Annotated in this window: 15 protein-coding genes and 1 tRNA gene; 4 read left to right on the forward strand and 12 right to left on the reverse strand. The window is 56.3% G+C overall.

Annotation, left to right across the window (positions count from 1 at the left end; translation table 11 throughout):
• Positions 1-19 precede the first annotated feature (19 nt).
• A tRNA-Gly gene (locus KDW95_RS00580) sits at positions 20-95 on the forward strand.
• Between the two features lie 632 nt (positions 96-727).
• On the opposite strand, the gene KDW95_RS00585 is transcribed toward KDW95_RS00580, so the two are convergent.
• The 6 genes from KDW95_RS00585 to KDW95_RS00610 form a co-directional block, all read right to left on the reverse strand.
• A complete protein-coding gene (locus KDW95_RS00585; protein ID WP_255854279.1) occupies positions 728-1,090 on the reverse strand; it encodes a hypothetical protein in 363 nt (120 codons plus the stop codon).
• An 86-nt stretch (positions 1,091-1,176) separates the two neighbouring features.
• Positions 1,177-2,376 (reverse strand): formaldehyde dehydrogenase, glutathione-independent, encoded by a 1,200-nt coding sequence (gene fdhA, locus KDW95_RS00590; RefSeq protein ID WP_255854280.1) that lies wholly within the window; start codon positions 2,374-2,376, stop codon positions 1,177-1,179.
• A 67-nt stretch (positions 2,377-2,443) separates the two neighbouring features.
• A complete protein-coding gene (locus tag KDW95_RS00595) occupies positions 2,444-3,796 on the reverse strand; it encodes an MFS transporter (protein WP_255854281.1) in 1,353 nt (450 codons plus the stop codon).
• Positions 3,797-4,042: 246 nt separating this feature from the next.
• Positions 4,043-5,110, reverse strand: a complete 1,068-nt coding sequence (locus KDW95_RS00600; protein ID WP_255854282.1) for an aromatic ring-hydroxylating dioxygenase subunit alpha — start codon at positions 5,108-5,110, stop codon at positions 4,043-4,045.
• 16 nt (positions 5,111-5,126) lie between these two features.
• Positions 5,127-6,026, reverse strand: coding sequence for a TRAP transporter substrate-binding protein (locus tag KDW95_RS00605; RefSeq protein ID WP_255854283.1), 900 nt, complete (start codon positions 6,024-6,026; stop codon positions 5,127-5,129).
• 239 nt (positions 6,027-6,265) lie between these two features.
• The gene (locus KDW95_RS00610; RefSeq protein WP_255854284.1) at positions 6,266-7,219 is read right to left on the reverse strand and encodes a PDR/VanB family oxidoreductase; all 954 of its coding nucleotides are present in this window, start codon (positions 7,217-7,219) and stop codon (positions 6,266-6,268) included.
• Between the two features lie 558 nt (positions 7,220-7,777).
• On the opposite strand from KDW95_RS00610, the gene KDW95_RS00615 reads away from it, so the two are divergent.
• Positions 7,778-8,266 carry a MarR family winged helix-turn-helix transcriptional regulator gene (locus KDW95_RS00615; RefSeq protein ID WP_255854285.1) on the forward strand — a complete coding sequence of 163 codons (489 nt, stop codon included), beginning with the start codon at positions 7,778-7,780 and terminating at the stop codon, positions 8,264-8,266.
• A gap of 218 nt (positions 8,267-8,484) precedes the next feature.
• Here KDW95_RS00615 and KDW95_RS00620 read toward each other — a convergent pair whose 3' ends face one another.
• The 5 genes from KDW95_RS00620 to KDW95_RS00640 form a co-directional block, all read right to left on the reverse strand.
• The gene (locus KDW95_RS00620) at positions 8,485-9,771 is read right to left on the reverse strand and encodes a TRAP transporter large permease (protein WP_255854287.1); all 1,287 of its coding nucleotides are present in this window, start codon (positions 9,769-9,771) and stop codon (positions 8,485-8,487) included.
• Between the two features lie 76 nt (positions 9,772-9,847).
• Entirely contained in the window at positions 9,848-10,363 is a 516-nt protein-coding gene (locus KDW95_RS00625; RefSeq protein WP_255854288.1) for a TRAP transporter small permease, read from the reverse strand.
• A gap of 87 nt (positions 10,364-10,450) precedes the next feature.
• Positions 10,451-11,473 (reverse strand): TRAP transporter substrate-binding protein, encoded by a 1,023-nt coding sequence (locus KDW95_RS00630; RefSeq protein WP_255854289.1) that lies wholly within the window; start codon positions 11,471-11,473, stop codon positions 10,451-10,453.
• A gap of 54 nt (positions 11,474-11,527) precedes the next feature.
• Entirely contained in the window at positions 11,528-12,481 is a 954-nt protein-coding gene (locus KDW95_RS00635; RefSeq protein WP_255854290.1) for a PDR/VanB family oxidoreductase, read from the reverse strand.
• Between the two features lie 100 nt (positions 12,482-12,581).
• The gene (locus KDW95_RS00640) at positions 12,582-13,631 is read right to left on the reverse strand and encodes an aromatic ring-hydroxylating dioxygenase subunit alpha (RefSeq protein ID WP_255854292.1); all 1,050 of its coding nucleotides are present in this window, start codon (positions 13,629-13,631) and stop codon (positions 12,582-12,584) included.
• A 221-nt stretch (positions 13,632-13,852) separates the two neighbouring features.
• Here KDW95_RS00640 and KDW95_RS00645 point away from each other — a divergent pair, with 221 nt between their 5' ends.
• Together KDW95_RS00645 and KDW95_RS00650 are read left to right on the forward strand one after the other, a co-directional pair.
• Positions 13,853-14,656: a GntR family transcriptional regulator gene (locus KDW95_RS00645; protein ID WP_370646658.1), complete on the forward strand. Its 804-nt coding sequence runs from the start codon at positions 13,853-13,855 to the stop codon at positions 14,654-14,656.
• A 377-nt stretch (positions 14,657-15,033) separates the two neighbouring features.
• On the forward strand, positions 15,034-15,621 hold the full coding sequence (locus tag KDW95_RS00650) for a LysR substrate-binding domain-containing protein (protein WP_255854293.1): 588 nt from the start codon (positions 15,034-15,036) through the stop codon (positions 15,619-15,621).
• 98 nt (positions 15,622-15,719) lie between these two features.
• Here the strand turns inward: KDW95_RS00650 and KDW95_RS00655 are convergent, their stop codons facing one another.
• Positions 15,720-15,902 (reverse strand): hypothetical protein, encoded by a 183-nt coding sequence (locus KDW95_RS00655; protein WP_255854294.1) that lies wholly within the window; start codon positions 15,900-15,902, stop codon positions 15,720-15,722.
• Positions 15,903-16,106 lie beyond the last annotated feature (204 nt).

Here is a 16,106-nt window from a genome sequence, read left to right on the forward strand (position 1 = left end):
CCCGGCTATCAGGAAAAAAGCGGGAATAGCTCAGTTGGTAGAGCACGACCTTGCCAAGGTCGGGGTCGCGAGTTCGAGTCTCGTTTCCCGCTCCAAATTTTGATCTACAGACGTCCACTGGGGTCTGTAAGTCGTTGAAAAAGGAGCGAAAGCTCCTTTTTTCGTTCCAAGAAACTTCCTCCTTGCTCCCCAGTGGTTTTCAAGCCCATCGATTGTTTATCGCTGTGCCCCCGCCGTTGAGGGCTGCCGGACCTGCCGCTGCTAGTGCTGGATTGTTGCCCGGATCGGGTAAGGCGTACTCCGTCCGTTTTGGTATTTCCCCATGGCTTTGGTGTCCTGTCCTGTTTCTTTGCGGTGCGGTGCTGGTCGACGTGCGCAGTCCAACCGTCACCCCTCAACGAACCTGCGGTTATCCTGTGGGGCTAAGCCTCTGTTGAGGGCTTGCAGGGCAGCAAATGCATGATGCGACCACGCTGATCGTTACGTAGCCAGGGGTTGCCCATTCTTCTGGCCCCATATGTAACGAGGCTGTCGAGCGAAGTTGCTTGGTTCAGATGCGTATCGGTTCTACGTGCTTGAGCCTTGGCACGGCGCGTACACCCGGCAAGCTGGTGAAACCTGAACTCCAGTGTTCCGGTCGGCAGTACCCTGGGTGTCCCGCTGGCGAGCCGGCACCTGCTCGGCTTGAAGTATTGCCTGTGAAGTACCGGTACCCCGTCTTCGCGGGTTATGGCCTGTGTTCGGTCCCGCGAACCTGCTCAAGGCGTTTCGCCAGGTCGGCGGCCATATCGAGGTTCTTCGGTGCTGCCTCCGAGTTGCCAGGGCTTTTCAATGCTTCAGCGCGCCACTCGTAATCGCCGATCAGCTGGCGTCCGGTTTTGTGTTCTTGAGTGTCGCCAGAGGGGCTGCCGATCAGCTGGGCGACGCTCAAGGTGGCCGCATTGCTGCAGGGACGCTTGCTGGTAGGGGCGCCGGTGGCAGTCCTGGCGCCTATTGCCGGGAAGGTCGGGATGGAAACAGGTTTTGTGCTCCAGGGGCCGCGGTTCTGAGGGTCGCCAATAAAGCAAAGCACGGCGGTTTGGCCCGCCATGCTCTGCCCGCAGGCTGTTCACGAATCACGAATCACGAATCACGAATCAGCCCTTCACCTTCACCTTTCACCTTTTACCTAGCAGCTCAGGCCGCCACGGTGCCGTGCGGATCGATAACGTACTTCTTGGCCGCACCACCGTCGAACTCGGCGTAGCCGTTAGGCGCCTGGTCCAGGCTGATCACTTCCACGTTCACCGCGTCGGCAATCTTCACCTTGTTAAACAGGATGGCCTGCATCAGCGGGCGGTGGTACTTCATCACCGGGCACTGGCCGGTGTGGAAACTGTGGGACTTGGCCCAGCCCAGACCAAAGCGCATGCTCAGGGCGCCCTGCTTGGCGGCATCATCCACGGCACCGGGATCTTCGGTGACGTACAGACCCGGGATGCCGATCTGGCCGCCGGCGCGGGTCAGGCTCATGGCGGAGTTCAGTACAGTCGCAGGTGCTTCCTTGCCGTGGTTGCAGCCACAGGCGTGGGCTTCGAAACCGACGCAGTCAACGAAGGCATCGACTTCACGCTCGCCGAGGATGGCTTCGATCTTGTCGGCCATGTCGCCTTCCTGGGTCAGGTCGATGGTTTCGCAGCCAAAGCTGCGCGCCTGGACCAGGCGATCTTCCACCATGTCGCCAACGATGACGCAGGCGGCACCCAGCAGGTGAGCGGATACCGCCGCTGCCAGGCCGACGGGGCCGGCGCCAGCGATGTACACGGTGGAACCCGGGCCAACGCCCGCGGTCACGCAGCCGTGGAAGCCGGTGGGGAAGATGTCGGACAGCAGCGTCAGGTCACGGATTTTCTCCATCGCCTGGTCCGCATCCGGGAATTTCAGCAGGTTGAAGTCGGCATAGGGCACCATGACGTATTCGGCCTGGCCACCGACCCAGCCACCCATGTCGACGTAGCCGTAGGCGGCGCCGGGGCGAGCCGGGTTTACATTCAGGCAGATGCCGGTCTTGCCTTCCTTGCAGCTGCGGCAGCGGCCACAGGCAATGTTGAAGGGCACGGAAACCAGGTCGCCCTGCTGGATGAATTCGACGTCGCGGCCGCATTCAACCACGATGCCGGTGATTTCGTGGCCCAGCACCAGGCCTTCTTCGGCGGTGGTGCGTCCGCGCACCATGTGCTGGTCGCTACCGCAGATGTTGGTGGTTACGACCTTGAGGATAACGCCGTGGTCGCACTTGCGGTTGCCAATGGCAAGTTCGGGATAGGCGATGGATTCGACGGCGACTTTGCCGGCGCCTTTATAAACGACACCGCGGTTTGTAGTATTTGTAGTCATGACAGTGCTCTCTTTTATGTTGTGGTGCCCATCAGGGCTTGTTCGCGTGCTTTGTGCTTATTTCCGGTTATGCACCCTGGGCTGGGCTTTCGGCCAGCACGGGCTGGATTGCATTACGATGCGTCTTGTGAAGGAGTGCGATGGCCAGCGCCGCCAATACAAAGACGGCACCGTAGAGTTGGTACAGGTCAGCCGGTGCCCACTGTGTATCGATCAGTACACCCGCGACGAGGGGAGACAGAATCGCCCCAACCCGGCCGGTGCCGATACCCCAGCCGAGGCCGGTCACGCGTTCCGCCGCACCGTAGATACCGGGCGTGAGCGCGTAGACGCCAGCGATGCAACCATTCAAAAAGATCCCGATCAGCAACACGATGCCCAGGGCGATCGTTACATTGCCGGTGCTATAGATGAAAACAGCCAGGAGTACGGCGGTGATGATCATGTAGGCGGTCAACACTTTCGAAAGCCTGAACCTGGCTGCCAGCAACCCGACCAGTGCGGTACCGAATATGCCGCCTATGTTCAGCAGTATGCCGCCGGTGATGCCCTGCTGGGTTGTCAGGCCAGCGGACACCAGCAAGCGGGGCGTCCAGCTCATGACGAAATAGAAACCGAACATGACCAGAAAAAAAGCGGCCCAAATCAGCAAAGTCGAACGTAGCAGGGCAGGGGAAAACAGCCGTCGGATACTGCCAAGTGAATTTTCCTTCGACACCTGAGTGACGCCGGGAAGCTTGGTCAGCACGGGAATGCCCATTTTCTTGGCGAGTCTGTTGATACGCTGAAGCGAATTTTTCGGCCGACGCGTGATCAGGAAGTCGATGGACTCAGGAAACAGCATGACCATGACAGGTACCGTCGCTAGCGTAACGATACCGCCGTAGAGAAAGACCGAGCGCCACCCCAGGTCCGGAATGATGTGGGCCGCAACGGTACCGCCGATTGTGGCACCCAGTGCATAGGCTGTGGACTGAAGGCTGATGGATAGCCCCCGCCAGCGTTTGGACGAGTACTCTCCCGCGGCCACATAACTGCTGGCCAGAATGCCGCCGATGCCCACGCCAGTAAACAGCCGCAGCACACCCAGCATTTCAGGGCTGGAGGCAAAGGAGGAGCAGATCATCCCGGTGCCGGCAATGCTGACGCTCAGGATGATGAGCGGGCGGCGTCCCACGACATCCGCCCAGGGTGCGACGAAGAGCGATCCGATCGCCATGCCGACCAGACCTGCGCTGAGCAGGTATCCCAGCTCTGCTCCATTGAGACTCCACTCTGTAGAAACCGGAGCAGCCACGAATGCCATGACAAGGACATCAAAGCCATCCATCATGTTGATCAGAAAGCAAAGAGCCACGACCATGCATTGATACGGGGCCATTGGCCTGGTATCAAGGTTTTCTCTAATTGTCATAGTCATAATGAAATTCCATCCAGTATTGCACCGAACGATTACTATTGTTCATGTTGTAATCGCTGTTTTTATTGAGAAATTTACTTGGGATTGAACTATCGGTAATAAATACTTTAGTTTCGCCTGTGAAATTAACTTGCCCGCCCGTTTATGTGTTTGGTATCGAGATACTGACCATCCGAGCCGAATGATATTTTTATCCGGTATAAAGAAAGGGCAGGCGGCTGAGAATGTCAGCCGCGGTTTATTTTTTCATAGTAGTTGCTCAATAATGCGCCGTGCACGGTTCGGCGCTACATCGACATGAATATCGACCATTGGTCTATCGCCAAATTTCTGCATATTGGCGTACTGCGCCTCGATGATGGCCTTGTCTTCATCAAAGGTCAGCATGGTTTGCTCGATAACCTTTTCCTTAGTCGCTTCAGGCTCGTGAACCGGGTTGGTTGCCATGGTCCAGAAATAATGGCAACTCGTTTCAGTCTCAGGTGTAATGCCGTGAAAGCCGCGCATATGGAAGCCACCACGATCCGGGTCGGTCACGGATTCGGTGCCCACATCCACGGCACCGGTCCAGATCAGCAGGTGTGAAACATGAAATTCGATCTCCTGCCAACGGTCAATATTGCCTTTGAATGGGTAGGCTGCCGTATAGGTGGCAGGGGGTTCAGAGTCATACATGTAGCGTACGACCCGTACACTGCTGTCATCGCTCTCTACCTTGGTCTCGGCATTCATGTGAATTTTGGCATTGCCACCAATGGTTTTCAGATGCACATAGCCGAGATGACTGAGGTCCAGTAGGTTGTCATGTATCATCTGATAGGGCGCGTTATAGTGGTACACGCTGCCGTCGTATAAATACTTGCCTGAGCTGTGTATGTCGTACGCGGGGGCGGGGCCGGTGGGCGCGGGATGTTCGGCATCCCCGAACCAGATCCAAATGATCTGATCCCGTTCCTCTACCGGGTACGCAGCCACTTTGGCGCGCGTGGGGATTTTATCCTGCCCTGGGATCTCGATACATTTTCCGGCTTCATTGAAAAGCAGGCCATGGTATCCACAGCGTACAGCGCCGTTTTCAAGCGTACCGTTTGACAGCGGCAGTGCGCGGTGACAGCAGCGATCTTCCAGTGCTGCCACTTCCCCTGTCGCGCTACGGAAAAAAACAATGGCGTGATTGAGCAAAGTTCTTCCGAGTGGCAGGCCTTTCAGTTCCCAGGAATATCCGGCGACATACCAGCGATTCAGCGGAAAACTGGATTTTTTAGAGCCTTCAGTTTTGTCAGAGCTCGTAGGGGTAAATACTGAAACGGTCATTTTTCTCTCCTGTTTTTTAGATATCGCAGCGGGTGACTCGAGACATGGCATTATCAAATACGTTTTGGGCGGGCAGCGCCTTGACACCAAGTTGATCTAGATGGGACCTTATGACCTGATCAAGAAATGGGCGCCAGCGTTCATTGCTTGCCATATTCTCTACTTTATGGACAGTGTGGCCGTTATCCATGGCCTGCTTGAGTCCTTCGCTGTCGATTTCATCCAGCTTTTTTCCCATTATTCTCGCCCATTTCATACCGCTGTTCTGATCCAGAATCAGTTTCAGGTCATCGGGCAGGCTGGCGTAGCTCTTTTTATTCATGGTCGTAATAAAGGATAAGGTGTAGAGCCCAATTTCGGTATGGTGCGTCAGTTCGTCGTTGAGTCTGAAGTCCTGCATGGCTTGCCATGGGAAGGCGACGCCATCAATCACACCACGCTGTGCGGCTGTATAGGTTTCAGGCGCAGGCATACCCACAGGCTGCGCGCCCAGGGATGTCAGCAATTCGCCAACAACCGTGGTGGCTCGTCGTATTCTCAGTCCCTTCAGGTCTTCTGGTGATTTGACCAACTGGTCCTTCGTATGGATGTGACCCGGACCATGGGCAAAGAAAAATAATGGATGGGTGTCCTGGTATTCGCTGCTGATCAGTCTATCGTCGTAGAGTCCCTGTAACACACAGCTGGCATTTTCGGCTGTTTTTACAATGCCTGGCAGTTCTATGATCTGAGTTAATGGGAATCGCCCGGCACTGTAGCCCTGTGCCGTCACTGCGATGTCTGCTATGCCATTGACCGTCGCCTCATAGCTCTGTGGTGCTTTTGCTAGGGTTTGCGACGGATATATATCTATTTCAAGGCGCCCAGAAGACTCCTTGCTTATAGTGTCAGCCCAATCATTGATGACATGGTCCACACTTGAACCTGTTGGCCAGAAGTGTGCGAGCCTCAGGCGGTATTATTCAGCTTGAGCGTTGCAGGATAGCGCAGTGAGCAGCAGGGTGCTTAGAACTAACGGGGGTATTTTTTTCATGTAGGTGTCCTTTTTGTTGTTTTTACTGCTTTAAGGAACGGGTGTGTAAATTTAATAAATGATAGATTGGTTGTTGTATGGTCGTTAGGTTTTTAACTATTTTTCTGTTGATTAATCAGGTTTTAAAGGTCGAGTACCAGTCGGGGACTTTTGGCACGGGAGCAGCAAGGTGTGAACTGGTCATTTTTTTCGTGCTCGCTTTGCGTCATAAACTCATCTCGATGTTCCGGCTCTCCATGTAATATTCGGGTGATGCAGGAACCGCATATGCCTTGCTCACAGGACACTGGAATATCAATGCCGGCGGAGTCCAGTACTTCAAAAACAGTTTTGTCGGCTGGAATCTCGTATATTCTGCCATTGCTGGCAAGCTCTACCTGAAAGGGCCTGTCCTGCTCCGAGCGGGTCGCGGGGGCTGCAAAGTACTCGCGATGGAGCTGATCTTCAGGCCAGCCATTCAAGCGTGCAGTACCCAGTACATGCTCGATAAAGCCGCCTGGGCCGCAGATGTACAGGTGCGTACCCGCCTGGGGCGACTGCAACAGCTCTGTTGCATTAAGCTTTTGCGTGGCGGGGCCGTCATCAAAATGCAGCTGTACACGTGACGCGAATTCTGATGCTTTTATCCGATCGGTAAATGCGGCCAACGCCGGTGAGCGGGAGCAATAATGGAGTTCGAAGTCAGCCCCTTTCTGCTGCAGCTCCTCAGCCATGCACAGGATGGGCGTGATGCCAATGCCGCCGGCCATCAGAATGTATCTGTCTGCTTGCGTTGTTAACGAGAACAGATTGCGGGGAGCGCTTATTTTAAGCGTATCGCCTGCTTTCAGTCCATTGTGCATCGCCACAGAGCCACCACGGGAGTTCGGCTCTTTAAGAACAGCAATCAGATACCGGTCCCGTTCATCAGGATGATTACAGAGGGAGTACTGGCGTACAAGGTTGGATCCAAGTTGTACATCTATGTGGGCGCCTGCGCTAAATTCTGGCAGATATTTCCCCTCCGGGCAGCGCAGCTCAAAACTATAAATACCTTGTGCCTCAATATTTTTTTGACTGATGACTACGTCAAGCATCCTACTATCTCTCACTTTAAACGCATAAGGTATCTACATCAGCTGTAAAGGCTAAAGTTGAACTCAGGCGTCGATTTAAGTCAATGTAGCCTACCCATGTTATTAAGGGTTCAGCCAAGTATCGAATAGCGTCGTGAAAAATTATTTTAAGCTGGGGGGTATTGGTGATTGTCATGGAAGACACCTGCATTTTTATAATTTATTACTCGCGGGATAACGAGGCGTTATTACTGTCGAATGAGTCTGTAGCGTATGTGGTTAAATATAGAGCGATATTGGTTGTGATGTCAACGGTTTTTTAGTCTTGCCTTCTCACGCGCAAGCTCGGCGCTCTCGGCGCGGGTCAGCGAGAATGGATAGGTACGACGTGCAGCGTGGCCAGAGGTGTTAACCCACAGCATCTAAGTCTTCCCATCGTCGAACAGGCGGGCTAGCATCAATGGCCACAATGCAGGTGTAACCATCGAACCGTATACTAGAACCCTTGGCTCTGTAACGAGGGATCAGGTCTGGCACCGCTACTTACTCATCAGACTATTTACAAAGCAGCAGACTTCCATGGCGCAAATTGATCAGAGTAGTGAACCTGAAGTGTTGGACCTGGACCGGTATGTGCCGGCACTGTTGACCTTCCTGTCGAACAAGCTGTCCTCGGGCGCATCGGCCTGCTATCGAAAGCATTTCGGAGTAGGAGTGGTCGAATGGCGTGTACTAGCGTTGCTGGCCGTTGAAAACGGGATTACCGCCAACCGGATATGCCAGGTAATCGGTCTGGATAAAAGTGCAGTTAGTCGAGCGTTGCGACTACTAGAGGACGCGGGGCATGTGAAAACTGAGGCTGATCCTGCCGATGCCCGTCGCGTTATCGTCCATTTGACGAGTCAAGGTAGAACCCTGCACAACCGGATCCTCCGTGTTGCGCGGGCACGTGAGCAGCGTTTATTGGATGATTTTACTGCCGATGAGGTTGATACTCTGGTGGACCTGTTGCAACGAATGAATTCAAGGGTGCAGCTGGTTAACAGTTATGACCCATCTAAGTCATAAACTGAAGATCGCTCATTTGCGAGTGGATATGGGCGGCCATCAGTTGGGCTGCCAGAGGCGCAGTGCCAATTGAAGGTAGTCCGACTAGCTGTGGTTGCTTAAATGAGTTCGTCCGCGGTGATTCAGCCGTGGAAACCGGTTGGGAATATGTCCAACAGCCGCGTCAGGTCACATTCTTGGCGACGAACGCATTCATGACAGCACTGGACTGAGGGTGATCAGACCAGCCCCAGCGCCAAGACCGGGAACAGGATCAGCAGTACCAGGCGCAGCAGGTCCGACAGCACGAACGGGAAAACACCGCGGAAGATCTGCCCCATGGGCACGTCCGGCGCCACGCTCTTGATGACGAAGACGTTCATGCCCACCGGCGGCGTGATTAAACCCAGCTCCACCGTGATCACAGCAACGATGCCGAACCAGACCGGATCAAAGCCCGCTTCGATAATCAGTGGCAGTACCACCGGCACGGTCAGCAGCAGCATGGCGATGCTGTCCATCACGCAGCCCAGCAGGATAAACAGCAGCAGCACGGCAAAGAGCACACCGTAGGGCGGCCAGCCCATCTGGCCGACAAACTCGGTGAGGAAGAAGGAAATGCGCGACACCGACAGGAAGTAGCCGAAGATTTCCGCCCCCACGATCATAAAGAAGATCATTGCGCTCAGCGCCAGCGATTCTTCCACCGCCGACTTGAAACCGGCCCAGCCCATGCCGCGGTACAGCGCCACCAGCAGGGTGGCGAAGGCGCCGATGGCCGCCGCTTCGGTTGGCGTGAAGATGCCGCTGTAGATGCCGCCGATAATGATCGCGAATACGAACATGAAGGGGACAAAGCCCCACATGCCAACAATCTTCTGTTTCAGCGTGGTCGGCTCTCCAGCGCGGGCCAGCTGGGGATAAAAGTGCACCAGCAGGGCAATGGTGGCGCAATACAGCAGCAGGCCCAGGATGCCCGGCACGAGACCGGCGATAAACATGTCGCCCACCGACTGCTCGGTAATCAGCGCATAGAGCAGCAAGGCGATGCTCGGCGGAATCATGATCCCCAGGGTACCGCCCGCCGCCAGGGTGCCGGTCGCCAGGGAGTCGGCATAGCCGTGCTTGCGCATTTCCGGCAGTGCCACCCGCGACATGCTGGCCGCCGTGGCCACCGAGGAACCGGAGATGGCCGAAAAGGTCCCGCAGGCCGACACCGCCGCCAGCGCCATGCCGCCGCGCCAGCCGCCAAACAGCGAGCGCGCCGCATTGAACAGCTCACTGGACATGTTGGCGTGAGACGCCAGCACACCCATGAGCAGGAACATGGGGATCGGGCTGAAACTGTAGTTGCTCAGGGTCTCGAAGGGACCGGCTTCCAGGATCGCGAAGGCCGGGTCAAACGCGATGATGGTGCCAAAGCCGATGACGCCGGTGGCGGCCATCGCCAGGGCGATGGGGCAGCGCAGCGCGATCATGACCAGCATCAGGCCCATGCAGATTAGACCGATAAGCGGTGCACTCATGCCGCGCTCTCCTTCTTGCCCGTTAACTCCACAATGCCGCAGCTGCAGCTGTGCAGCACCCTGTTCAGAGACCTGCTCATGACGTCACTGTCTCCTTTTTGCCCAGCAGTTCGAGAATGCCGCAACTGAAACCGCGCAGCGCCAGCACAGCCAGCGCGGCGGCGGACACCAGGTACATCGGCGCCAGCGGTATCAGCAGATCCTGGGTCAGCTCGCCGCTCATGGCGGACGCCCCGGCCGCCTCGAAGAAGCGCCAGCACAACAGGGCGCCAAAGACGCCGAAACAAAGGGTATAGAAGCCATCGAACCAGCGCAGCTTCGAGGCTGGCAGCTTGTGGGTGAACAGGTCCACCACGATCTGCCCCTTGTCGACGGCATGGGGAAAGGCGAACAGCATGGCGAACAACAGGCCGTACTTCACCACCTCGATGCCACCGACAAAGGTCAGATCCACCGAGCCATCCGTTACGGCAAACAGGCTGCGCGCAGCGACATCCGCCACCACACTCAGCATCATCATGACCAGCAGCAGGCCGCTGATCCGGTACAGGATCAGCGCCAGCATATCGATTGCCTTGATCAGCCTCTTCATTGGCTGTCCTCGCGCCAGGGAGTTAAGAGTCCGGCGGGTTAACAGGGGGCGTCTTTCAGCCTCGTCCATTAACCTGCCGGGTTGATATTAGCTTGCGCAGGCCTTGCTCAATTCCTGTGCGTGGCTATAAACCTGTCGGGCCGGCAAGCCCTTGGTTTCCAGGTCGTTCAGATAACTCTCAGTAACACGCTCGAGCGCCGGCTTCCAAGCACTGTGTAATTCGCTATCGAGTTCGATGACTTGGTGATTTAGCGCCCTGGCGTCCTGAATCGACTGTTGATCGAGGTCGTCAAAAATCCTGGCCATGAACTGTGCCCACTCGGGGCCAGAGTGCTGGTCGATGATTGCTTTCAGGTCAGCAGGCATCTTGTCATAGACCCGCTTGTTCATCGTCACGACGAAGCTGAGCGAGTACAGGTTGAGCTCGGTGTGATGATCCGCCACCTCGTTGAGGCGAAAAACCTTGGCGCCGTCCCAGGAGATGGCAACGCCGTCGATCACTCCGCGCTGGATGGACTGGTAGGCTTCGGGTGCCGGCATGCCGACTGGTTGGGCGCCCAAATCCTCCAGTAGCTGCCCGACGACAGTGGTCGGCCGCCGGATGCGAAGGCCTGCAATATCCTCGGGCTTGGTCACGGCCTTGCCTTTGATGTGAAGATGGCCTGGACCATTGGTCCAGACGAAGAGCGGATGGGTATCCTGGTATTCGCTGGCAATATCGCCGTCATCGTACAACTGCTGCAACACACAGGAGCCCTGGGCGGCGGAGTCGACCATCCCGGGCAGTTCAATCAGCTGTGTCAGAGGGAAACGGTTGGCTGTGTAGCCCTGAACCGTTGCGGCGACATCGGCAATCTGGCTCGCCACGGCATCGTAGGCCTTGTTGGCTTTGGCCAGTGTCTCCGCCGGATAAAGTTCAACGGCAATCCTGTCATCGGAAGCCCGGTTCAGTGACTCTGCCCAGCTGGCAAGGCCTTTGTGGATATCAGAGCTGCCAGGCCAAGGGTGGGCGAAACGCAAGGTAACCTCGGCGGCCTGTGCCAGGCTCAGGGGAGCAATGATGGCGCAGGTGGTTGCGGCGGCGATGCCGGCCCATTTTTTCAGATTCATGGTCGTCTATTCCTATTGTTTTGTAACGGTCGCTATCGATTCTGGAGTGAGAGTCTAGATATCCAGTACCAATCGGGGACTCTGAGCGCGTGAGCAACAGGGTGTGAACTGGTCGTTTTTCGCTTTTTCGGCCTCGGTAAGAAAATAGTCGCGATGATCCGGCTCTCCCTCCAGCACCCGGGTCAGGCAGGTTCCGCACACCCCGGATTCACAGGAGAACGGGATCTCGATATCGTGGGCCTCGAGGACCTCGATAACGGTTTTGTCGGCCGGAATCTCTAGCACCTGGCCCGTACTGCTGAGCTTGATTTCGAAGCTGCCGTCGCTGCTGTGGTCGACCGCGGCGGCGGCAAAGTATTCGCGATGCACCTGTTCGGCAGGCCAGCCCAGCGCCTCTGCGGTCTTGAGCACGTGTTCCATAAAGCCGCCGGGTCCACAGACATACAGGTGGGTGCCCGCGGTGGGCGTGGCCAGCAGACTGGCGGCATCGAGTTTTTGTGCCGCGTCACCATCATCAAAATGGAATTTTACCCGGTCGGCAAAGGATGATGCCTGGATGCGTTCGATAAAGGCGGTTCGCGCCGGGGATCGAGTGCAATAGTGCATGTCGAAGTCCGCCCCGGCGTGCGCCAGTCGTTCAGCCATACAGAGAATGGGCGTGACGCCGATGCCCCCTGCGAACAGCAGGCTGCGCTTGGCCTCATGGACGAGCGGGAAGTGGTTTCGCGGCTCGCTGATCTGAATTCGGTCGCCTTCGCTGACTTGATCGTGCATTGCCAGCGACCCGCCGCGCGAGGCCGGGTCCTTGAGCACGCCAATTTCGTAGCGATGGCTTTCATTGGGATGGTTACACAGCGAATACTGGCGAATGATTCCGCTGGGCAGCTGCACGTCAATATGGGCACCGGCGCTGAATGGCGGCAGTGCGGCGCCGTTTGGGCGCGCGAGCTCAAAGACGCAGATGTCGTCGGCGGCGGCTTTTTTTGAAACAACCAGGACTTCGATCATGACAAGTCTCCTGATCCGTCGGTGGGTGATTGATCCGGCAATGAAGTCCGCCGGGCTGTTAACTGACTCAATGAGATGGTTTCACTGCGATTGTTGCCAGCTAGAGGTTGGTGGTCTCTATCAATTGGCGTTCCTTCTTGAGGATACGATCGAGAATGCGCCGTGACTGAACGCCGCCGGTATCGATATTGAGCTTCAACAGTTTGCGTTCCGGATAAGCCAGAAGATTGCGCTGCTGGCGCTCCAGCATCTCCAGGTCTTCGCTGAAGATCTGTCCCTGGCCTTCACGAATCTGATCGGTCAGGGCTGCGTCGTCCGGTTTGAAGTGGCGGGCCATGCCCCAGAAATACCAGATCGAGGTTTCGGTTTCGGGCGTGATGAAATCCACCACGATGCTGCCTGCCTTGAGGTTGGGGCTGGCCTCGTAACCGCCGTTGCCTGCATGGGCTACGCCGACCTCAATCATCACGTGGCTGGGGGGACTAAAGCGGCAGATCTGCCAGCGATCGACCGGGACATCGTCGGCCAGGTGGTTGGCTCGCAAGGCGGCCTGCCAGAATGGCGGAGCCGTGACGTTGTCCATAAAGCGGCTGGTGACAACCGTGTCTCCTTCGGTGGTGGTGTGAACCGGTGCTTCGTCGATTTCTTTCTGGCCGATGCTGCTGGAATGCACATAGGTCTCATGGGTGAGGTCCATGAGGTTGTCAATCATCAGGCGATAGTCACAGTTGATGTGGTAAAGACCGCCGCCATAAGCCCATTCCGGGTTGTTTGCCCACTCAAGCTCCGGAATATCGGCAGGATCAGCCAGTTCGGCCACGCCGGTCCAGACCCAGACGAAACCGTGACGTTCGACCACCGGGTAGCTGCGAATACAGGGGAAGCCCTGCACGCGCTGTCCGGGCATGGCTGCTGTTTTTCCATCGCAGTCCATTTTCAGACCGTGATAACCGCACACCAGCAGACCATCTTCAACATAGCCCAGTGACAGGGGCGCGCCACGGTGTGGGCAGAAATCTTCAACCGCAGCCACTTTGCCTGCAGCGCCGCGGTAAAAAACGATACGTTCCCCGCAGATCTGGCGACCCAGCGGCTTGTCGGCGAATTCGTCTGGAGTGCAGGCAACATACCAGCAGTTTTTGGGAAACATGACAGGTTCCTCTGTGTGTCTTATCAATTGGATCCAATTTAGCATAATTTTTGATCATGTCTAGCAAAATATGGATATATTGGATCCATTTGTTGAGTCCTATACCTTTTTCGCTCAGTCTAGAGCTGCAGTAGGCACGGGTCTTTTGGATGTGACCTGACCGGGTGTTGGGCGCTGGGACCTGTTGCCCTATTGACCGGGTCGAAACTATTGGATCCAATATGAGGCTATCCTCGGTACTGGCCACGGTTGAAGCTGCGGCCCAATTAATAACGTTCGATGTCTGCGAGGTTTCAATGATCAAAGCGGGCCAGCGTGTGCTCAGTACATTGCGGAAAATGATTATTTCCGGCGAACTGACGGCCGGTGAGCGTGTTGCCGAGATACCCACGGCCGAGCGGCTTGGCGTATCGCGTACGCCGGTGCGTATCGCTTTTCGGGCCTTGGAACAGGAAGGGCTTCTTATCAAGCTGGAGCGCCGGGGCTACCGAGTACGGGAAGTCACGTCAGAAGAGGTCAGTGGGGCGGTGGAGGTGCGCGGTGTCTTGGAAGGGCTGGCGGCGAGGCAAGCGGCGGAAAAAGGACTGACGGCGGAGCTGCGTCAGGGGCTGTTGAAGTGCCTGACCTGGGGGGATGCGCTGTTTGACAAGGGGTATGTCACCGAAGACGACTTGGAGGCCTACCACGACCTGAACAAACGCTTTCATTCCCTGATTATTGAAGCGAGTGGCAATCCGGCTATTAGCACGGCACTTAGCCGCAGCGAACATACGCCTTTCGCCTCAGTGAGTTCGCTGGCCATAGATCGCCATAATCTGGCTCGGGAATACCGCCGGTTCAACTTTGCCCATATGCAGCACCATGCCGCTTTCGATGCGATCGACCATGGTCAGGGCGCACGGGCCGAAGGGATCATGCGCGAGCATGCAAATGCCACCTTGCGATACGCGGAGCTGTTCTGTTCGGAGCCGGCCGATACAGGCACGCTTCGCGTGATCAGCGGGGAGTTAAATCCCGCTGAATAGGTCCTGCGCTTCATAACAATGCCAGTTCCCAATTGAGTGCCTGAGGGTTCAATGGTTGCCATTGTTATTGGTGGCCCCGGTGACCTGATCTTGAAGCGGTACTCGAGGCTAGTGCTGGGTAAATATCTTCAGCTCTATCGCCTGTACTATCCGTTGTATGGGCGGCTTCTGGACTCATAGCCACGGGTATCGTGCCCCTCCTGAACCAAATAGTGCATGGGTGGCGGTAACGTGGAGGACGATGACCGTCGGCGCCCTGCTATTTAGTCGCTGGTGACAACGGTGCATGAAAAGAGGGCAATTAAGCAGGATAATCAATGCGAGGAGGTTGGTAAATGCGGCGCTGTAAAGTGTGACACATTGTTGCCACCGTCGCGGTGGCCCATTACTGGCTGTTTCCCCGTATCGCCCGTTTCAACATGGCGCACCTGGATATCAACATCAATATCTACGCTACGGATGAGATCAGCGAAGAACTGTGCCGCAAGTCGGATCTGGGCATTCTCTATGGCAACGGGCTTTGGCCTTCGTCGCTCAATAGTCACTTCCTGTTTCGCGAACGAATCTATCCCATTTGTGCAGACGCGCTGGAGCTTCCGAAAATCAGCAGTCCAGAGGACCTTCTCAAAACCCGTATTATCAACCTCGATCCGCTGAAGTGGCGCTGGATGACCTGGCAGGACTGGTTTGATCACTTTGGTGTTGATTACCAGGTGCCGGGCAACGCGCTGGTGTTCAACCAGATTCCGCTGGCCCTGAATGCGGCGGTGCAGAGAATGGGCGTAACCCTGGGGTGGGAATTCATGATTGGCGAGTTGCTGGAGAACGGCTTTCTTAAGCTGGTTGGCGACTTCCATGTGGAAACCGGCAAGGCGGATTACCTGGTGTATGGCACGGGCAAGCCGCTGTCGGTGTCGGCGTGCCTGTTTCGGGACTGGTTGCTGCAGGAAGTCAACCCGTCCTAGCCTGCAGGAGTGGCGAATAGCGGTCGGCATATTCCCGTCGACTCGCTGCGCTGTTGCCGCTGAGCGGGGGCTAGCGTCCGAAGGCGCCTTGCTCGGCCTCAGGCCGAGATCAGCAGTTCGTGGCCGATTACTTCCTTGATAATGGGGTAGGGGACCTTGTACTTTTTGCCGTCGTACTTGATCACGGCGTAGTCCGGGCACATTTGAACGACAGTGCAGTTGACGACTTTCTTGCCATCGGTGATGCGAACGATATTAAAGTTTCGAAGAATTACAGCCAAGGTCGTTACCTCTGTTTGGGGTTGTCACGCTAAAAGTCGCATCTGGGCAGGGCTGAGGCGCTGCCAGTGCTACTGATGCCGGTGATCGCCATGTTACCTTGTCACCGGCCGTTCAGGCAGGGAGGCTGTTCCCCTGGTCTGATAGGTCGCCAGGAGGCCGCCCGCGCTGACGTCGAAATTGCGCCTTGTGGTCAAGCTGCTGGC

Origin of the sequence: Marinobacterium rhizophilum (assembly GCF_024397915.1) — a bacterium.
GTDB classification, from domain to species: Bacteria; Pseudomonadota; Gammaproteobacteria; order Pseudomonadales; family Balneatricaceae; genus Marinobacterium_A; species Marinobacterium_A rhizophilum_A.

Excerpts from the sequence above, each read along its gene's own strand:
- KDW95_RS00585 (WP_255854279.1), bottom strand. The coding sequence starts at position 1,090 with ATGGCGGGCCAAACCGCCGTGCTTTGCTTTATTGGCGACCCTCAGAAC.
- fdhA (WP_255854280.1), bottom strand. The coding sequence starts at position 2,376 with ATGACTACAAATACTACAAACCGCGGTGTCGTTTATAAAGGCGCCGGC.
- KDW95_RS00595 (WP_255854281.1), bottom strand. The coding sequence starts at position 3,796 with ATGACTATGACAATTAGAGAAAACCTTGATACCAGGCCAATGGCCCCG.
- KDW95_RS00600 (WP_255854282.1), bottom strand. The coding sequence starts at position 5,110 with ATGACCGTTTCAGTATTTACCCCTACGAGCTCTGACAAAACTGAAGGC.
- KDW95_RS00610 (WP_255854284.1), bottom strand. The coding sequence starts at position 7,219 with ATGCTTGACGTAGTCATCAGTCAAAAAAATATTGAGGCACAAGGTATT.
- KDW95_RS00615 (WP_255854285.1), top strand. The coding sequence starts at position 7,778 with ATGGCGCAAATTGATCAGAGTAGTGAACCTGAAGTGTTGGACCTGGAC.
- KDW95_RS00620 (WP_255854287.1), bottom strand. The coding sequence starts at position 9,771 with ATGAGTGCACCGCTTATCGGTCTAATCTGCATGGGCCTGATGCTGGTC.
- KDW95_RS00625 (WP_255854288.1), bottom strand. The coding sequence starts at position 10,363 with ATGAAGAGGCTGATCAAGGCAATCGATATGCTGGCGCTGATCCTGTAC.
- KDW95_RS00630 (WP_255854289.1), bottom strand. The coding sequence starts at position 11,473 with ATGAATCTGAAAAAATGGGCCGGCATCGCCGCCGCAACCACCTGCGCC.
- KDW95_RS00635 (WP_255854290.1), bottom strand. The coding sequence starts at position 12,481 with ATGATCGAAGTCCTGGTTGTTTCAAAAAAAGCCGCCGCCGACGACATC.
- KDW95_RS00640 (WP_255854292.1), bottom strand. The coding sequence starts at position 13,631 with ATGTTTCCCAAAAACTGCTGGTATGTTGCCTGCACTCCAGACGAATTC.
- KDW95_RS00645 (WP_370646658.1), top strand. The coding sequence starts at position 13,853 with ATGAGGCTATCCTCGGTACTGGCCACGGTTGAAGCTGCGGCCCAATTA.